The organism is Frigoribacterium sp. Leaf415 (assembly GCF_001424645.1).
Taxonomy (GTDB): Bacteria; Actinomycetota; Actinomycetes; order Actinomycetales; family Microbacteriaceae; genus Frigoribacterium.
In genome coordinates this window covers 2,518,893-2,535,718 of record NZ_LMQR01000001.1, presented here as the reverse complement: position 1 = coordinate 2,535,718, position 16,826 = coordinate 2,518,893, and the positions used below count along the sequence as shown (strand labels likewise).

Annotated in this window: 16 protein-coding genes; 11 read left to right on the top strand and 5 right to left on the bottom strand. The window is 71.4% G+C overall.

The annotated features are described in order from the left end of the window. Positions 1–106: 106 nt before the first annotated feature. Positions 107–1,555: a glucose-6-phosphate dehydrogenase gene (locus tag ASG28_RS11720; protein ID WP_157485708.1), complete on the bottom strand. Its 1,449-nt coding sequence runs from the start codon at positions 1,553–1,555 to the stop codon at positions 107–109. Positions 1,556–1,617: 62 nt separating this feature from the next. Between ASG28_RS11720 and ASG28_RS11715 the strand changes: the two genes are divergently transcribed. Next, a complete protein-coding gene (locus tag ASG28_RS11715; protein ID WP_043596779.1) occupies positions 1,618–1,830 on the top strand; it encodes a hypothetical protein in 213 nt (70 codons plus the stop codon). Positions 1,831–1,955: 125 nt separating this feature from the next. Next, on the top strand, positions 1,956–2,300 hold the full coding sequence (locus ASG28_RS11710; RefSeq protein ID WP_055975303.1) for a hypothetical protein: 345 nt from the start codon (positions 1,956–1,958) through the stop codon (positions 2,298–2,300). A 243-nt stretch (positions 2,301–2,543) separates the two neighbouring features. On the opposite strand, the gene ASG28_RS11705 is transcribed toward ASG28_RS11710, so the two are convergent. Both ASG28_RS11705 and ASG28_RS11700 read right to left on the bottom strand, forming a co-directional pair. Next, positions 2,544–3,218, bottom strand: a complete 675-nt coding sequence (locus ASG28_RS11705) for an SDR family oxidoreductase (RefSeq protein WP_055975301.1) — start codon at positions 3,216–3,218, stop codon at positions 2,544–2,546. 62 nt (positions 3,219–3,280) lie between these two features. After that, positions 3,281–3,610, bottom strand: a complete 330-nt coding sequence (locus ASG28_RS11700) for a DUF3140 domain-containing protein (protein WP_055975298.1) — start codon at positions 3,608–3,610, stop codon at positions 3,281–3,283. A gap of 54 nt (positions 3,611–3,664) precedes the next feature. On the opposite strand from ASG28_RS11700, the gene ASG28_RS11695 reads away from it, so the two are divergent. Further along, positions 3,665–4,705 (top strand): glycosyl hydrolase family 18 protein, encoded by a 1,041-nt coding sequence (locus ASG28_RS11695; protein ID WP_055975294.1) that lies wholly within the window; start codon positions 3,665–3,667, stop codon positions 4,703–4,705. A 15-nt stretch (positions 4,706–4,720) separates the two neighbouring features. On the opposite strand, the gene ASG28_RS11690 is transcribed toward ASG28_RS11695, so the two are convergent. Next, positions 4,721–5,164 carry a hypothetical protein gene (locus ASG28_RS11690; protein WP_055975291.1) on the bottom strand — a complete coding sequence of 148 codons (444 nt, stop codon included), beginning with the start codon at positions 5,162–5,164 and terminating at the stop codon, positions 4,721–4,723. A 178-nt stretch (positions 5,165–5,342) separates the two neighbouring features. On the opposite strand from ASG28_RS11690, the gene ASG28_RS11685 reads away from it, so the two are divergent. The 6 genes from ASG28_RS11685 (at position 5,343) to ASG28_RS11660 (ending at position 14,195) form a co-directional block, all read left to right on the top strand. After that, positions 5,343–5,966 (top strand): hypothetical protein, encoded by a 624-nt coding sequence (locus tag ASG28_RS11685; protein ID WP_055975288.1) that lies wholly within the window; start codon positions 5,343–5,345, stop codon positions 5,964–5,966. A gap of 85 nt (positions 5,967–6,051) precedes the next feature. Beyond that, on the top strand, positions 6,052–6,942 hold the full coding sequence (locus ASG28_RS11680; RefSeq protein WP_055975285.1) for a hypothetical protein: 891 nt from the start codon (positions 6,052–6,054) through the stop codon (positions 6,940–6,942). A gap of 411 nt (positions 6,943–7,353) precedes the next feature. Beyond that, positions 7,354–9,441: a glycosyltransferase family 2 protein gene (locus ASG28_RS11675; protein ID WP_055975282.1), complete on the top strand. Its 2,088-nt coding sequence runs from the start codon at positions 7,354–7,356 to the stop codon at positions 9,439–9,441. Then, positions 9,438–10,169, top strand: a complete 732-nt coding sequence (locus ASG28_RS11670) for an efflux RND transporter periplasmic adaptor subunit (protein WP_054145227.1) — start codon at positions 9,438–9,440, stop codon at positions 10,167–10,169. Before ASG28_RS11675 ends, ASG28_RS11670 begins: the two co-directional genes overlap by 4 nt. A gap of 146 nt (positions 10,170–10,315) precedes the next feature. Beyond that, the gene (locus ASG28_RS11665) at positions 10,316–12,370 is read left to right on the top strand and encodes a glycosyl hydrolase (protein ID WP_055975278.1); all 2,055 of its coding nucleotides are present in this window, start codon (positions 10,316–10,318) and stop codon (positions 12,368–12,370) included. A 112-nt stretch (positions 12,371–12,482) separates the two neighbouring features. After that, on the top strand, positions 12,483–14,195 hold the full coding sequence (locus ASG28_RS11660) for an ATP-binding protein (RefSeq protein WP_055975274.1): 1,713 nt from the start codon (positions 12,483–12,485) through the stop codon (positions 14,193–14,195). Positions 14,196–14,311: 116 nt separating this feature from the next. Here the strand turns inward: ASG28_RS11660 and ASG28_RS11655 are convergent, their stop codons facing one another. After that, positions 14,312–15,946 (bottom strand): outer membrane protein assembly factor BamB family protein, encoded by a 1,635-nt coding sequence (locus ASG28_RS11655; protein WP_055975271.1) that lies wholly within the window; start codon positions 15,944–15,946, stop codon positions 14,312–14,314. Between the two features lie 164 nt (positions 15,947–16,110). Here ASG28_RS11655 and ASG28_RS11650 point away from each other — a divergent pair, with 164 nt between their 5' ends. Further along, positions 16,111–16,344 carry a hypothetical protein gene (locus tag ASG28_RS11650; protein ID WP_157485706.1) on the top strand — a complete coding sequence of 78 codons (234 nt, stop codon included), beginning with the start codon at positions 16,111–16,113 and terminating at the stop codon, positions 16,342–16,344. Between the two features lie 3 nt (positions 16,345–16,347). Continuing rightward, the gene (locus ASG28_RS11645; protein WP_055975265.1) at positions 16,348–16,824 is read left to right on the top strand and encodes a GNAT family N-acetyltransferase; all 477 of its coding nucleotides are present in this window, start codon (positions 16,348–16,350) and stop codon (positions 16,822–16,824) included. Positions 16,825–16,826: the final 2 nt, after the last annotated feature.

Below are 16,826 nucleotides of genomic sequence, written 5' to 3'. Positions count from 1 at the left end.
ACTTCGTGGCGGGTGGCGGGTGGCGGGTGGCGGGTGGCGGGTGGCGGGTGGCGGGTGGCGGGGCAGCGGGGCGGCCCGGCGGCGAGCGCCCTCCCGGCGCCGCGCCTCAGTCCTCGCGGTGCGCCAGCTTCGCACCCTCGCGGGCCCGGACGGCGGGCTCGTTCTGGTGCACGCCCGCGGGCCAGGACTCCGGCCCGGCCGACCCCGCCGGGTACTCGTCGATGGCGACCTCGCCGGACGTCCAGGCCTCGACGACGGGGGCGACGATGCGCCAGCCCTCTTCCGCCGAGTCGCCGCGCACCGAGAGCGTCGGGTCGTCGTCGAGGATGCCCTCGAGCACCTCGCCGTAAGCCGTCAGGTCGGCCGCGCCGAAGTCGGCGTGCAAGGAGGCGCGGGACAGGTCGTACGAGTCGCCCGGCCCGTTGACGTTCAGTTCGAGCGACATCTCGTCGGGCGATATCGCGATGCGGAGGCGGTCGGGGGTGCCGCCGCCGACGAACTCCTTCGGCACGTGGGTCGGCGGGCGGAAGGTGATGACGATCTCGCGGCGACGCGACGCCAGGGCCTTGCCCGACCGCAGCAGGATCGGCACGCCGGCCCAGCGCCAGTTCGCCACCTCGACGACGACCTCGGCCAGCGTCTCGGTCTCGAGCGACGGATCGACGCCGTCCTCGTCGACGTAGGCGGGCAGGGTGCGGCCGTCGACCTCGCCCTTGCCGTAACGGGCGCGGCGGGTGTTCGCGACCGCGTCGTCGTCCCAGACGTGGGTGGCGCGCAGCACCAACTCCTTCTCGTCGCGCAGGTCGGCGGGGCCGAGCGTCGCGGGGGCGTTCATCGTCAGCACGGCCATGACCTGCAGCAGGTGGCTCTGGATCATGTCGACCATGGCGCCGGCGTGGTCGTAGTAGCGGGCGCGGTTCTCGAGGCCGAGCTCTTCGTCGTAGACGATCTCGATGCTCTCGACGTGTTGGTTGTTGAGCATGGGCTCGATCAGGCGGTTCGCGAAGCGCAGACCGAGCAGGTTGAGCACGGTCGAACGGCCCAGGAAGTGGTCGACGCGGTGCACCTGGTCCTCGGGCACGAGCTTCAACACCTCCCGGTTCAACTTCTTCGCGCTGGCGAGGTCGGTGCCGAACGGCTTCTCGAGGGCGAGGGACGTGCCCTCGGGCAGGTCGACCTTACGCAGGGCCGTGCAGGCCTTCTCGGTGATGGCGGGCGGCAGGGCGAAATAGATGGACGGAGGCGCGTCGCACGCCTCGACGAGGCTGCGGAGCCCGTCGACCCCGGTCACGTCGGCCGTGATGTACCTGGTCGACTCGAGCAGCGCGTCGACCGCGGGGCCGCTCGCCTGGACGCTGTCGAACGACGTCTTCACGCGCGCCTTCCACTCGGCGTCGGTGTACTCCTCGACGCCGGCGCCGATCAGCTGCACGCGGCGCGGCGGCTCGAGTGACAAGAGGCCGCCCAGGCCGGGGATCAGGAGGCGCGCGGCGAGGTCCCCGCTCGCCCCCAGCATCAACAGGGTCGCCGGTTCGGGGGCCTTCTTCTCGCTCATGCCGTGCACGGTAGTGGGTCGGTCGCGGCCGTGCCCGGAGCAGGGCGGCGTAGCGTGCGGGCATGAGCGACCAGACCTACACCGCCCGCTTCGTCGGCCACGACGAGACCACCACCGAAGAACTCACCCTCATCGACGGCCTGCCGCAGAAGAGCGTCACCCGCCCCGGGGCCTCCGACGGCGAAGACCTCATGTGGGAGCTCGACGACGACGCCAGCGAAGGCGGCGAGTACGTCTACCGCTCCCTCGGCGTCTCGGGCCACGACTACAGCTGACCCGCCCACCCGGGTCGCCGAGATGTCACGACGTGCCGCTCACCTTCGAAGATGAGCGGCGAGTCGTGACATCTCGGTAAGGCGGGGGAGGCGCGGGTCGCCTCCCTGCCCCTAGCCTCGTCAACATGTGGTTGCTGTTGTGGCTCGTGGTGCTCGTCTTCGGTGTCGCCCTGTCGACCAACGCGACGGCGCGAGAGCTCGCCGCCGCCGGTGACCACCGGTTCCCGTGGTGGCGGCAGTCCCCGCACACCCCTGTCGGCCCCCGGTGGGGTCGCGGACTCGGCACGGGGGTGACGCTGCTCGGTGTCTTCGGCATCCGCGAGACCACCGACCTCGGCTTCTCCACCGTCGTCGTCTTCCTGGCCGTGGCCGCTGCCCAGTGCGGGCAGATCGCATGGCACAACCGCCGGGTCGCCCGACTGGCCGTCACCGGGCCAGGCGCGGCCGAGGCCCCGAGCCGCGCCTCCTGACCCGACCCGCGCCTCCTGACCCGACCCGCGCCTCCTGACCCGACCCGCGCGTCCATCGGCGTGCAATTCGCGACCACGACGCGGCGACACGCCGACATCTCGTGGCGGGGTGGCTCGTCAGGCCGCTCGAGGTCGGGTTCGGCACGAAGATCGGGCCCGGCGGCGGCCGCCGAGGTCGGGTTCGGCACGGCGCCACTGTTGCGCAACGGCTGACGAGATCCCTGGCAGGTCGCGCCCGGCAGGTCAGGCGCGGCGGGTGGGGCGCACCGAGACGACCTCGGCGGTGGCCCCGTGCGGCAGGTCGACCACGAGCCGCACGGCGTCGGCGACGGACTGCGGCTCGAGGTAGAGCGACGTGTCGTACGTGCCGCCCTCGGCCGTGACCAGCTCTCGCTGCATGTCGGTGTCGACGCGGCCCGGGTGCACCGAGCTGACCCGGACGCCGTGTGGGCGTTCCTCCTCGCGCAGGGCGTCGGTCAGCGCCCGCAGCGCGAACTTGCTCGCCGCGTAGGTGCTGCCGTTCGGCCCGGCCGTGAACCCCGAGCCGCTGTTGATCGAGACGACCGTGCCCTGCGCCGCCCGCAGTGCCGGCAGCAGCTGCCGGGTCACCTCGGCCACGGCGAACACGTTGACCTCGAACACACGACGCCAGTCGTCACGCCCGGTGTCGGCGAGGGCCCGGCCGCCGATCACGCCGGCCGCGTGGACCAGCACGTCGAGCTCGTCGAGCGACGGCGCCGTGAGCGCCGGGCCCGAGAGGTCGGCGGCCCACGCCGTCGCGGACGGGAGGTCGGCGGTGATCGCCCGCAGCGCCTCCTCGTCCCGGCCGTGGACGATCACATGGTGGGTGCGGGCGAGGTCGCGGACGACGGCGAGGCCGATGCCCCGCGAGCCCCCGGTGACGAGTGCGGTCTTCATGGGCCCAGTCTGCCGGTCGGTCCGTCCGCGCGTCAGGTCGCTGCCGGTCGGGCCTCTGCCGGTCAGGCCAGCGGGTCGTGCCCCCAGTTCATCAGCGACCAGCGCCACTTCGTGTCGGTGACGTCGCCCGAGGGCCGCTGCTTCGAGTGGCGGGCGACATAGCCGTGCACCTTCTCCATGTGCTGCCAGTCGGCGTCGGTCAGGTCGGCCTTCTTCTTCTCGAGGATGCGCACGATGTGCCGACCGCTCTCGTGCCCGACGGACTCGCCGCCGTCCTTCTGCCCCACCTCGCGCGACTCGTCCGTGTCGAGCCAGTCGCGCAGCGTCGAGGCCGTCATGTTCACGTCGTCGTGGAACTCGTCCCAGGTCTGCTGTCGGTCGTCGTCTGCCATGCGACGAGCCAAGCACGCCCCGCATCGCCGTGCCGGATCGGCGATGATGGCACGGTGCGCACCCTGACCACCGGCACCGCCGCCCTCCTGCTCGCCGCCTCGCTCGCGGTCACGCTGACCTCGTGCTCGGCGGACGGGAACAACCCGACGGTCGCGCCGCAGGCGAAGATCCCGGCAGGGCTCGCGGTCGAGGGGTACGCCATCGCCTCGCCCGACGCGACGACGGCCGCGGTCGAGGCGTTCGACCGCAGCGAGGCCGCCGTCGACACGGTGGGCGTCTCGGGCGTCGCCATCACGACCGGCGGGGCCGGCGTCGCCCCGAGCGACGAGTCCGCGAACACGCTGCGCGAGGCCGCCCAGTCGGCGGGCAAGAAGGCCGAGCTGCTGGTCGTCAACGCCGGCCAGGACGGCTTCAGCGGCGAGCTCGCGACACAGCTGTTGTCGAGCCGGGCCAACCGGGAGTTCGTCGTGTCGGGCCTCACCGGAGAAGTCGTCAACGGCGGCTGGGACGGCGTCCAGATCGACTTCGAGTCGCTCTCGGCCGCGGACGCCCCGGGGCTGGTCGACTTCGCCGCCGAGCTGCGCGACGCCCTGCCCGACGACGCCACGATCTCGATGGCCGTGCAGCCCAGCACCGACCCGGCGGGGTACGAAGACCTCGGCTACGACCTCGCCGCCCTGTCCGACTCGGTCGACCGGTTCGTGCTCATGGCCTACGACCAGCACGGCACCGGCTTCAGCGAACCCGGGCCCGTCGGAGGCCTGCCCTGGGTCGGCGAGGTGCTCGACGCCGCGCTCGAGTTCGTCCCGGCCGACCGCCTCGACCTCGGCGTGGCGGGGTACGGCTACCGCTGGACGGGCGAGGGCACCGCAGGAGGCGCGGTGTCGGTCGCCGAGGCCCGCACCGGAGCGCAGTCCACCGGTTCGTGGGACGCCGAGCAGGCCGAGTACACGGCGTCGCCCGGTGACGGCTCGACCCTCTGGTGGTCGGACGGACGCTCGATCACCGCCCGCGCCGACCTGGCCGAGACGAAGGGGCTGCACGGAGTCGCGATCTGGCAGCTGACGACGGGCGACCCGATCCGCCGCGGCTGACGCCGGTGCCGCCGGCTACGGCGTGACGATGCCGATCGGGCCGGTCAGCTCGGGGATCTCGCGGTCGCTGAGCAACCAGCGGTCGCCCCTGCCGGTGACCAGGAAGGCCAGCGGGCCGGGACGGCAGACGACGAGCGCGCCGCCCTCTTGCTGCAGCACGCCGTCGAGCGCGCCACCGAGGTCGCGGTCGTCCTCGGAGCCCGAGGCCGACAGGACGGCGCAGCGACCCTCGGCGCCCATCGCCTGGAGCAGACGACGCATGCCCTCGGGGTCGCTGCGGTCGGGGCCCAGCGGGTGCGCGACGGCCATGTCGACCCACTCGACCGAGCCGGTCAGGTCGGCGAGGGCCTGCTCTTCGGGGCCGGCCGGGTCGACGGCGAGGTCGTGCACGGACTGCTTGCGATCGGGCGCGGCGAAAGCCTCGAGTGCGGTGATGACGGAAAGGGGGAGCGACGCCACGGGTGTTCTCCTGTCGAGGGGTTCCGACCATCCTCCCACCCGGGGTGCCCTCACAGGTCCGTCCACAGGTGGAAACCCGAGCCGGCGTCGAGTCGAGCCCCCGCACTACGCTGCCGGAGAGCGGCCCGACGCGCGACGACGACCCGACCTGCCCACCCACGACGACGACGGAGACACCGTGAGCGACGCCCCCGGCCAGCAGCCCTGGCAGAACCCCCAGCACCCGCAGAACCCCCAGCACTCGCAGCACCCGGCGCAGTACCAGGGCCAGCACCCGCAGCAGCCCCAGCAACAGCCCTACCCCGGCCCCGGCGGGTACTCCGACCCGCTCAAGGGCACCAACCCCGGTGTCAACACCTCGACCCCGTTCATCTGGGTGCTCGTCGTCCTGCCCCTCGTGCAGCTGATCGGCCTGGCCCTCTGGGACATCCCCGACTACCTCGAGCGCACCGCCACGTTCACCCCGGGCGTCTACCAGTCGCCCTTCACGCCGGGCTACCTGGCCTACATGGGCATCGGCATCCTCGCCTACGCGCTGACGGTCGTCCTCGCCTGGCTCGACCACCGAGCCCTCGTGGCCCGGGGCGTCGTCAAGCCGTTCCCGTGGCCGTGGGCGTTCTTGACGGTCGTCTACGTCATCGGCCGCTCGGTCGTCGTCAAGCGCCGCACCGGTGGCGGCCTCGCCCCGCTCTGGCTCTACATCGTGGTGTACGTCGTCACGCTCGTGGTCGTGTTCTCGGTCTTCCTCTCGGCTCTCGTCGAGTTCGCCCAGACCGTGCCGTCGCTGCCGACCTCCCCGTAGTCGACGACGCGAGGCGCAGCAGGCGCGGGTCGACCGAGCGGGCCGGCCCGCGCCTCCTGCGTCCCCCTGCTGCGAGGATGGTCCGGTGACCTCCTCCACCGCACCCCGCCTCGGCCTGCTCCTCGACGTCGACGGCCCGATCGCCAGCCCCGTGACCCGCAGCATCGCGCTGCCCGAGATCACACGCGACCTCGTGGCGCTCGCCGCCCTCGGCGTCCCGATCGTCTTCAACACCGGGCGCTCGGACGCCTTCATCCGCGACGAGGTCGTCGGTCCGTTGCTCGCGGCCGGCCTGCCCGAGGGGTCCCGTGTGCACGGCGTCTGCGAGAAGGGTGCCGTCTGGTTCACGATCGGCCCCGAGCACGGTGCCGACGGCATCGGCCCGATCGAGGTCGACTCGTCGCTCGCCATGCCCGCCGACTTCGGTGCCGAGATGCAGGCGCTCGTCGCCGACGAGTTCGCCGACCTGGTCTTCTACGACACGACCAAGCACGCGATGGTCTCGATCGAGCAGCTCACGAGCGTCGAGTCGTCGACCTACCTGGCCCGGCAACGCGACCTCGACGAGAAGGCGATGCAGGCGCTGGTCCGCCGCGGGTTCGGCGTGCGCCGACTCGACGACGTGCGGCCGGACGCGTCCGGCGCCGTGCAGTGGCGCGTCGACCCGACGATCATCTCGACCGACATCGAGTCGGTGCGGCTCGGGAAGGACCTCGGTGCCGAGCGGGCGCTCGAGCTGCTGGCGGCCGACGGCGAGCCCCCGCTCGCCTGGCGCACGGTCGGCGACTCGCGCAGCGACTACGCCATGGCCGATTGGCTGCACGCGCAGGGTCACGCGGTCGCCCACGTCGACGTCCGGCCCGCCGACGGCGTCCCCGCGACGCCCTACCCCGTGTTGACGAGCGCCACGGGCGCGATCCACGACGAGGCCGGCGCCGAGTTCCTCGCCGGCTGGCTGGCCGACCTGACCGCCTGAGCCCGGGACACGCCCGACGCACCCCCCGGACGGGGTGAGACGGGTGAGCGTGCGCGCACAACGGGTGTCACCTCCCCGCTGTCCAGGCGGGCTGTGACCCGTTCGAGGGGGCGTACCCCCCGAACGGGTGTCGCGAAGGGCCTCGAACGACCCTGTACTGTTTCGACACGTCCCCGGAACGGTCCCCCGAAAGGCCCACACCGGAGGCGAGCCCGTCGATCGAGTGGCCCGAACCACTCGCAGTCGACGGACCCGAAACGGGAGCCCCTGGCTCCCACCCGACCGCCGCCCACCCCGGCGCGTCACCTCGAGTCGCCGCTGTCGCCGACGCCCCTCCGGACGTCCGACGGCGGTTCCCCACCGCCGCCGGCGTCCGGTCGTCTCTCAGACCCGAACCCGGAGAGAACACGCATGTCCCGAACCATGCGCGTCCGCGACAGCGACGCCGAAAACCGACCCGACACCGCTGCACCCGACACCACGGCACCCGACACCGGCTCCGCCCTGACGCCTCGCTCGCGCAGCGAACTGAGGCGCCTGGCACACCACGACGAGGTGCGCGGGTCGCGTGCACGCCCCTCCACCCGCATCACGAGCGACCACCACGCGTCGGTCGTCTCGCGCACCGAGGGACGTGCCCACTCGCCCTTCATGGTGCTGCTCGTCCTCGCCTGCACCATGGGCATCCTGCTGTACGGGCAGTTCCTGTTGAACCCCGCGAACCGGGGCGACCTGCTGCCCTACGTCGCCGTCATCATCGCCGAGGCCGTCCTGGTCCTGCAGGCGCTGCTCGCGATGTGGACGATCCTCTCGGGGGGTCAGAACCCCCGCGACTTCGACTTCCACTCGACGCAGGACACGCTCTACGACGAGGACGCCATCGACCGGCTCGGCGTCCGCGACCAGCCGCACCTGTGGCCGATCGTCGTCGACGGGAAGACCGTGGTCGTGGACGTCTTCGTGACGGTCTACGGCGAGGAGCTCTCGAAGATCGCGATGACCGTCCAGGCCGCCGTCGCGATGCAGGGCGCGCACCGCACCTGGGTGCTGGACGACGGTCGCAGCGACGAGGTCAAGGACCTCGCCGCGACGCTCGGTGCCCGCTACATCCGCCGGCTGACCAGCCACGGCGCGAAGGCGGGCAACGTCAACTACGCCCTCTCGGTGGCGAAGGGCGACTACTTCGCCATCTTCGACGCGGACTTCGTGCCCAAGCCGATGTTCCTGCACGAGACCGTGCCCTTCTTCATCGACGAGAAGGTGGCCTTCGTCCAGACCCCGCAGTCGTACGGCAACCTCGTCAGCATCGTCAGCCGCGGCGCGGGCTACATGCAGGCCGTCTTCTACCGGTACATCCAGCCCGGCCGCAACCGCTTCAACGCGGCGTTCTGCGTGGGCACCAACGTCATCTTCCGCCGTGCGGCGATCGACGAGGTCGGCGGCATCGACACCGACTCGAAGTCCGAGGACGTCTGGACGAGCCTGTTCCTGCACGAGGCCGGGTGGCGGTCGATCTACATCCCGATGACGCTGGCGATCGGCGACGCCCCCGAGACCATCGAGGCCTACAGCAAGCAGCAGCTGCGCTGGGCGACCGGTGGCTTCGAGATCCTCTTCCGGCACAACCCGCTGAGCCCGCGCCGCACCCTGACGATGGACCAGCGCTTCCAGTACACGCTGACGGCGACCCACTACCTGACGGGCATCGCCCCGCTGCTGCTGATCATGGTGCCGCCGATGGAGATCTTCTTCGACCTGCGGCCGATGAACCTGCACATCTCGGTGCTGCAGTGGTTGCTCTTCTACTCGGGTTTCTACCTGCTGCAGATCGCGCTGGCGTTCTTCACGCTCGGATCGTTCCGCTGGGAGGTCCTGATGCTCGCCTCCGTCTCGTTCCCGATCTACGTCAAGGCGTTGTGGAACGTGCTGAGCGGCAAGGACACCGCCTGGCACGTTACCGGCGGAGGCAAGGCGTCGAGTCCGTTCAACGTGCTCGTCCCCCAGGTGCTGTTCTGGCTCTTCCTGTCGCTCACGTCCCTCGTGGCGATCTGGCGCGACTGGGACAACCGGGTGCTCACCCTGGCCACGGTGTGGAACCTGATCAACACCGCCGTGCTCTCGGCGTTCCTGCTGGCGGCCCTGCGTGAGGCCGGGTCGATCAAGCGGGCGGCCCGCTCGGGATCGAGCGCTCGCACGACCGTCGCCGGTCCCGTCACCACCGGCCCCGTGGCCGTGCAGACCCTCCGCACCCAGGTGGCCCGACCGCTGCCCCGCAGCCACGACGAGTTCCTCGAACTGTCGGCCGAGCAGCGACTCGAGCAACGGCGGCGCGACGACGAACGCCGTCACCTGCTCGAGGCCCGGCTGGCCGTCGCCGACGAGCAGCACGCCGACGAGCACCGCGCCGACGAGCACCGCGCCGACGAGGCGCAGCACGCCGGAACGGCGACCGGACCCGACCGACACGACACGAACGACCGAGAGAAGGTGGTCTCATGACCTGGGGAAACAGGATCAAGATGACCGTGGGCATCCTCGTGGTGATCGCCCTCGTGGCCGTCTTCACCGTCATCTTCACGCAACGGCAGGCGCAGGTCATCAGCACCAGTGCGGCCATCGCGAGCCAGGACTTCTCCGTCGGCACCGACTACAGCGGCACGGTCACCTCGACCGACGCCGAGGTCGGCGACCGGGTCTCGAAGGGCGACGTCCTCTTCTCGCTCCAGAGCCCCTCGCTGCAGAAGGACCTCGCCGACGACGTGGTCGTCCCCGACACGGACGCCTACACGGTGGCCGACGACGGCACGATCACCTTCATGGCCACCGTCGACGGCACGCTGTCGCAGCTCGACGTCCGCGAGGGCGGGTTCCTCGGCTCGGGGACGTCCGTCGCGACGATCGAGAAGGCCGGCACGCTCTTCGTGGACGCCGACTTCACGCTCACGCCCCGCGACTACGAGCGCATCCAGGACGGCGCGACCGTCGACGTCATGCTGCCGAACCAGCAGGTCGTCGAGGGCAGCGTCGACCTGGTCAGCGTGCAGACCAAGGACGGCGCGGCCGCGGCCACCGTCCGCGTGGTCAGCGACCAGCTGAGCGAGGGGGCCTACAACGGCCTCGTCGCGAGCGGCACGCCGGTCGAGGCGACCATGCACCTCCGCGACGACGGCATCCTCGCGGGTCCGGTGGACACCATGCAGGACTTCCTGCGCCAGATCGGGGTCTGACGATCCCCGGCGCACGGAGCAAGACGACGGGTCGGTCCGACCGACGGGATCGTTCGGGATCACCGATCGGTTCCGGGCCGGCCCGTCACCTTCAGGAGGCGCGGGGCGAGACCCGACGCGACCCGCGCCTCCCGACCCTCCGCCGCGTGGTCGCGGGCGTCGCCCTCGGCACGGCCGGCGTGCTCGTGCTGGCCGGGTGCACCGACGGCTCGGGCACGGACGGCGACACCACGGGTCGGCCCGACGCCGGAGGCGACGTGTTCCCCGCCTCGCAGGTCGACCCCCTCGTGGCCGCCCTGCCGCATGAGTCGGTCGGTGACGTGCCGACCATGCGCCTCGCCGACGGGCTCGTCCCGCCGACCAACACCTGGTTCTCGGGGCTCGTGTTCGGCGACGAGCCGACGCCCGTGTTCCCCTTCCCGATCTCGTTCCAGCTGACGGAGGCCGGCTTCGCGACGGGTCTGCCGGTGCCGGTGGCCTCCGAGAAGGCGATCGTGTCGCCCGCCCTGCCCGACGTCACCCTCGACGTCGGGGCCTCGTCGACCGAGGTCAGCGGCTACGACGACGTCTCGGTGACGATCGCGCACCTCGACGGCGACACGGTGCTCGGTCACACGACCGTCGCCGAGGGCTCGCCGCTCGTCTCGTATACCGCCGCGACCGCGCAGACCGACACCCTCGGCACGGCCGTGACCACCGTCGGCGAGGGCCGCGGCACGCTGACGGTCGGCAACACGACGTGGGGCGTGGCCGTCACGGGCGGCAGCCTCGACGGCACGGCGGTCCGGCTCGACGAGGGCGGCTCGGTCGTGCTCGTGCCGCTGCCCGACGGAGCCACCGACGACCAGGTGCGGACGGTGCTCGACGCGGCCGCCTCGCCGCTGGAGTCGGTGACCACCGCGCACCGCGCCTCCGGGTCCGGGTCGTCGACCGTGTCGACCACCGAGCTCGGCTACGAGACCGCCGCCGGGGGAGACACCCTGCTCGTGTCGGCCCCGCACATGGGCGACGCGGCGACGGGCGACGGCACCGGGCTGAGCTACGACACGATCTACGGCACCGTCCCGTTGTCGATCGGTTCGACGCTGTCGTTCGACGCCCCGGTCACGACGGCCTCGACCGAGCTCGACCTCGCGGGGCTGAGCGACGACCAGAGGCGACAGCTCGAGGACCAGGTCGAGGCCGACGTCGCGGCGACGGAGGCCCCCGCGGCGGACACCTACTTCGGTGGCAAGGCGCTGTACCGGTCGGCGATGCTGTTGCAGCTCGCCCGGCAGCTCGGCGACGACGCGTCGGCCGACACCCTCCGCACCTCCCTCGTCGACCGCCTCGACACCTGGACCGACCCCTCGGGCTGCGAGACCCGCGAGCAGGAGTGCTTCGTCTACGACCCCGCGGTGAAGGGCGTCGTCGGCAAGGTGGCCTCGTTCGGCTCGGACGAGTTCAACGACCACTACTTCCACTACGGCTACTTCCTCTACGCCGCCGGCGTCGTCGCGGCCGACGACCCCGAGCTGGCCGAGCGGTGGAGCCCCGTGATGAACCTGCTCGCGGCCGACATCGCCTCGGGCGCCGACAACGGGTCGTTCCCCGACCGGCGGGCGTTCGACCCCTACTGGTCGCACAGCTGGGCCTCGGGCTACTCTCCGTTCGCCGACGGCAACAACCAGGAGTCGTCGTCCGAGGCGGTCACCGCCTACGCCGGCCTGTCGCTCTGGGCCGCGGCCACGGGCGACGACGCGCTCGGCGACGAGGCGTCCTGGATGCTCAGCGCCGAGGCCTCGTCGGCGCTGGCCTACTGGCTGAACCCCGACCTGACCGGCCCGACGTCCACCGGCTACGACCACGAGATCGTGTCGCTCACCTGGGGCGGCAAGCGCGACTACGGCACGTGGTTCTCGGCGGAGCCGTCGGCGATCGCCGGCATCCAGCTGATCCCGCTCAGCCCGTCCTCGGTGTCGTACCTGACGTCGTCGGCGGCGGGCGGGACCGAGCAGATCGCCGCCGTCGTCGCCGAGGCGAGCGCGTCCGGCTTCGCCACGCCCCTGGGCGACTACGTGCTGATGTACTCGGCGCTGCAGGGGCCCGACCAGGCCGCAGCGGCTCTGACGGCGCTCGCCGACCTGCCCGAGACGGGCATCGACGACGGCAACTCGCGGGCCTACGCGATGGCGTACGTCATGAGCGCCGGGGCGCGGTAGGGCCGAGCGAAGGAGGCGCGGGTCGGTTCAGGCGAGAGCCTAGGGTCCGCGTGTGGTTTTTCGAAAGTTTTCACTTACCCTGGTATTTCACTCACGTGAAAACTGGAGGTAAATGATGGAGATTGCGATCCAAGCTCTCGACAAGGTCGCGGACGGTGCAGTCGCCAACAGCGTCGAGAACCAACACGTGGATTTCAAGGTGCAGGGACGATCGCTCTCGGACACACTCGACAATCTGGCTGAAGCTGCTGCATGTTTTGCAAACGCTGAGGGGGGCTACGTCCTGGTAGGGGTCAGAGACGACGGGGCTGGCCCAGAGGCGTTCGTGGGTCACGACCTCGACCCGGTGAAGACCCGGTCCCGCATCTACGAGATCACGACCCCCGCCCTGATGGTCGACGTCTTCGAGCTGCAACACGCGGCCGGCTCTGTCCTGGTCATCCGGGTTCCGCAAGGCGTGGCCGTCCATTCGGTGAAGAGCAAACTGCCGACCGAGAGGGTCGGGGAGTCATGTTGGCCCATGGACACGCGGCGGATCGCCGCGATAGTCGACGAACGTAGTGGAGTGGACTGGTCAGCGGTGGGCACGAGCGTCGCGCCCTCAGCCGCCGACCCGCAGGCCATCGCTGTGGCGCGTCGCATGGCCTCGCGTGCAGTGGACCCTTCCAAGAGGCGACTGGCTGACCTCGACGAGCTCGCCCTGCTCAGGCGCCTTGGGGTCGTCGATTCCAAGGGGTACCTGACGAATGCCGGGGTCTTGCTGTTCGTCGGCCCGCCCGGTGGAGCAGCACTCATGTCGTACTCATTCCGGAGGACGCCTGCCGGTCGACTCTCTGCGAACGAGCAGCTCGATGGCCCCCTCGTGGTCGCCGTGGAGCGAGCATTCGACCTCATCTCAGCTCGTCTCGAGACCACGCCTGTCTCCGTCGGAAAAGGTCAGCAGCTTCACCTGGCGGACTTGCCGGAGGCCGCCGTTCGAGAAGCCATCGTGAATGCAGCCATGCACAGGGACTATCGAGTTCAGGATCGCGTGACGATCGAGCATGCCCAGACGCAGCTCTCCGTGACCTCGCCGGGCGCACTGGTCAGCGGCGTCACACCGACGAACATCCTCACGACTTCGTCGCGGTCACGGAATCCGCAGCTTGCACAGGCTCTGAGGATGTTGGACCTGGCCGAGACGGCTGGTTCCGGTGTGGATCGCATGTATGCGGAGATGACACGCTTGGGCCACCAACCGCCCGTGTTCCTGGCGACGACCCACAACGTCCAAGTCTCTCTCGTCGGTGGTGCCCCCAACACCAACATGGCCAGTTTCGTCGCGACCCTCCCCAGCCATGAAGCTGACGACGCGGACACCATGCTCGTTCTTCTGCACCTTCTGACCAAGCGCACGCTCTCTGCCGCCGAGATGCAGCCGATCATGCAGAAGGCGAGCTCGGCAGAGGCTCAATCCGTCCTGGCCAGGCTTGCGCGGGACGATGTCGGCATTCTCGAGCCCACCCGCGAGACGGCAAGCAATCGAGAACCCAACTACCGACTTCGGGAACGCCCCTTGGTGCTTCTCGGTCCCGCCGTCGTCTACAAGAGGCGGACGCTGGATCAGACGGATCGAAAGGTCATCGATCTCGTTCGAGAGACGTCGACGATCAATGCCCGGATGTTGAAGATCATGTTCGATCTGGACAATCGACAGGTATCGCGGGTGCTCGCGGATCTGATCGCGAGGGGTGTCCTGGTCAAAACGTCGAGCGCCTCACGCGGTCCGGGCGTCACATACGGCGCGGGGCCGGCCTTCCCAAGGCGACGTGGTGCGACCGCGTAAGTTTTCACGAAGTTTTACCCTCCCCTGGCGGAATCGCCTGGTGGACTTCGTCGGGCGGTATCAGTCGGTTGGTCGGGCCGGGGCGCGGTAGGGCCGAGGGCAGGAGGCGCGGGTCGTCAGCCGACGACGCGCACCGGGTCGACGAGGCGCTGCACGCTGCCGTCGGGGTGGTTCGTGACGAGCGCGCCGCCCCAGAAGCCGAGCTGGTCGCGCTCGGTGTCGAGCTGCCAGAGGCGGTGGCCGTCGGACAGGTCGAAGGCGGTGACCGTCGACGTGCGGCCGCTCGAGGCGGTCGTGGCGTAGCCGGTCGTGCGGCCGACCAGTGCGATCTGGGACTCGCCCGGCACCACCGCCCGGGCCAGCTCGTGGCCGGACGCCGCGTCGAGCAGGCGGACGGTGCGCTCGGCCGCCTCGTCCGACGTGAGGTCGCCCGAGACCGCCGCCGCGCCTCCCGGTTCGAAGGTCTGCGCGAAGACGAGCGACCCCCGGTCGCCGGCGGGATCGGTGGTCACGCGGGCGAGCCCGTGGCGGCGGTCGCGGGGCGGGGTGGTCCAGAGCTCGGCGCCCGTGCGCCGATCGACGCAGACCACCCCGGGCGTGGTCGAGAAGACGACGCAGTCGCCGGTCGTCTGGACGCCGCGGTCCTGACGGAAGCCGTGCCGCCAGAGCTCGCGCCCGTCGAGCGACAGCGCCACCACGGTGCCGTCGGTGTCGCCGGTCGAGGTGGGGATCGCCGGGTCGAGGCCCACCACGACGAGGTCGCCGTCGACGACGAGGGTCGTGGCGGTCGGCAGGTCGGGCCCCCAGGCGTGTGTGTCGCCGGTGCGTCCGTCGACCGCGGTGATGGTGCCGCCGTCGAGGACGAGCAGGCCGTCGGGGGTCAGGGCCTCGTCCTGGCTGCCGGTGGTCTCGCCCGTCCACACGGGGGCGTCGAGGTCGTCGGCGGCGTAGAGCGAGAACTCGCCCGTGCCGGGCTCGGAGTCGTAGTAGACGCGGGAGTCCTGGTACGAGAACTGCGGGTCGCTCGAGACGAGGGCCCAGGAGGCGGTGGCGTCGGTCAGGCGGGCGCGCCCGTTCGGCGAGGTGGTGACGTCGGTCAGCTCGCCGGTGCCGAGGTCGAGGCGGGCGTACGACGAGGCGAACCCGTCTCCGCCGAAGCCCAGCGTCGAGACGAGGGTCGTGTCGCCGGCGTCGTCGGTCGGCCAGACCTGGACGAAGCCGCTGCCGGCGTCGAGCTCGGCGCCGAGGTCGACCCACCAGCGGACGGTGCCGTCGACGGGGTCGACGCGGGCGAGACGGCTGACGGTCTGCGCGGTGCTGCCGAAGCCGCCGTCGAACCGGCAGTCGGTGTCGCCGGCGTCACCCGTGCCGGTGCCGTCGTCGCCCGCGGCGCCGCCCGCGCTGACGAGGACGTCGCCACCGAGCCGGTCGGGGCCCACCGCCGGCTCGGCCTGCCAGAGGAGGCAGCGGCCCTGATCCGCCGGCACGCCGACGTCGGCGGGCGTGAGCGTCCACGACTCCGGCACGGGCTCGTGCCGCAGGTCGTCGCCGACGACGCCGTCGAGCGCGGCGGCCGACGAGTAGCGCGGAGCCTCGACCAGGCCGACGGTCGTGACGAGCGCCGCCGCGACGAGGACCGCGGCGGTCGCGAGGGCGAGCCGACGAGGGCGGGAGGCGCGGTGCCAGACGGCGGCTCCGCGGCGGCGGGCGCGCGCGAGCGGCTGGTCGCTCGGTCGGGCGTCGTCCGTCACCCGGCCATGCTACGAGTCGGGTGCGTGGGCGGGCCGTGAGCGGTCCCGGGGTCGCGACCCGCGCCTCCTGGGCTCCCGGGGTCGGCCGTTAGGCTGGTGCGGGCCGTCCGGTCCCGCCCGCCGGTGCCCCGCCGGTGCCCGACCGGCGCCGCCCGTCCGCCCTCTTGTCGCCCGCCCCTCGAAGGAGCCGTGCCATCGAAGCCGTCGTCATCTCGATCCTCGCCCTGGCGATCGTCGTGCTCGTGGTGATCCAGGTGATCTACCGTCGCCGCGTGCTGCAGCGCCGTGAGGCCTCCGGTCAGCGAGTCGTCGGTCGGGGCACCTACGTCGTGTTCGGCGTCATGGCGGCGTTCTTCCTCTTCGCGGTGTTCGTGTTCCCGTTGCTGGTGCGGGGGTAGCTCGTGTCGCCCGAGATCCGCCCCACCGGCACAGCCGATCTCGAGGCGTGCCTGGCGATCTGGGTCGCTGCGTGCGCCGCGCGCGACGGGCAGGCGTTCGCCGGGGTCGCCGAGCGGGCCCGACCGAAGTTCGACGCGGGCGTCGTCTGGCTGGTCGCGGACGGCGTCGACGGGGTCGACGGCTTCGTGCTCGCGACGCGCCCGGGCAGCGGCTTGCCCGCGGACCCGCCCGACGCCCCGGTGCTGGGCCTGCTGGCGACCAGGCCCGGTGCCCAGGCGCGGGGGCTGGGGCGTGCCCTGCTGAGGGAGGCGACCGCCCGGCTGAGCTCGCTGGGGCACGAGCGTGCCGTGTTGCACGCGCTCCTCGACAACGTCGCCGCGGTCGGGCTGTACGAGAGCGAGGGGTGGGTGGCCGCCGGTGAACCGTACGAGCACTCATTGCTGAAGCGGCCGTCGCAGCGGTTCGAGCGGGTGCTCTGACG

Coding starts and splice junctions, on each gene's coding strand:
- ASG28_RS11720 (WP_157485708.1), bottom strand. CDS start 1,555: ATGAGCGAGAAGAAGGCCCCCGAACCGGCGACCCTGTTGATGCTGGGG.
- ASG28_RS11715 (WP_043596779.1), top strand. CDS start 1,618: ATGAGCGACCAGACCTACACCGCCCGCTTCGTCGGCCACGACGAGACC.
- ASG28_RS11710 (WP_055975303.1), top strand. CDS start 1,956: ATGTGGTTGCTGTTGTGGCTCGTGGTGCTCGTCTTCGGTGTCGCCCTG.
- ASG28_RS11705 (WP_055975301.1), bottom strand. CDS start 3,218: ATGAAGACCGCACTCGTCACCGGGGGCTCGCGGGGCATCGGCCTCGCC.
- ASG28_RS11700 (WP_055975298.1), bottom strand. CDS start 3,610: ATGGCAGACGACGACCGACAGCAGACCTGGGACGAGTTCCACGACGAC.
- ASG28_RS11675 (WP_055975282.1), top strand. CDS start 7,354: ATGTCCCGAACCATGCGCGTCCGCGACAGCGACGCCGAAAACCGACCC.
- ASG28_RS11670 (WP_054145227.1), top strand. CDS start 9,438: ATGACCTGGGGAAACAGGATCAAGATGACCGTGGGCATCCTCGTGGTG.
- ASG28_RS11660 (WP_055975274.1), top strand. CDS start 12,483: ATGATGGAGATTGCGATCCAAGCTCTCGACAAGGTCGCGGACGGTGCA.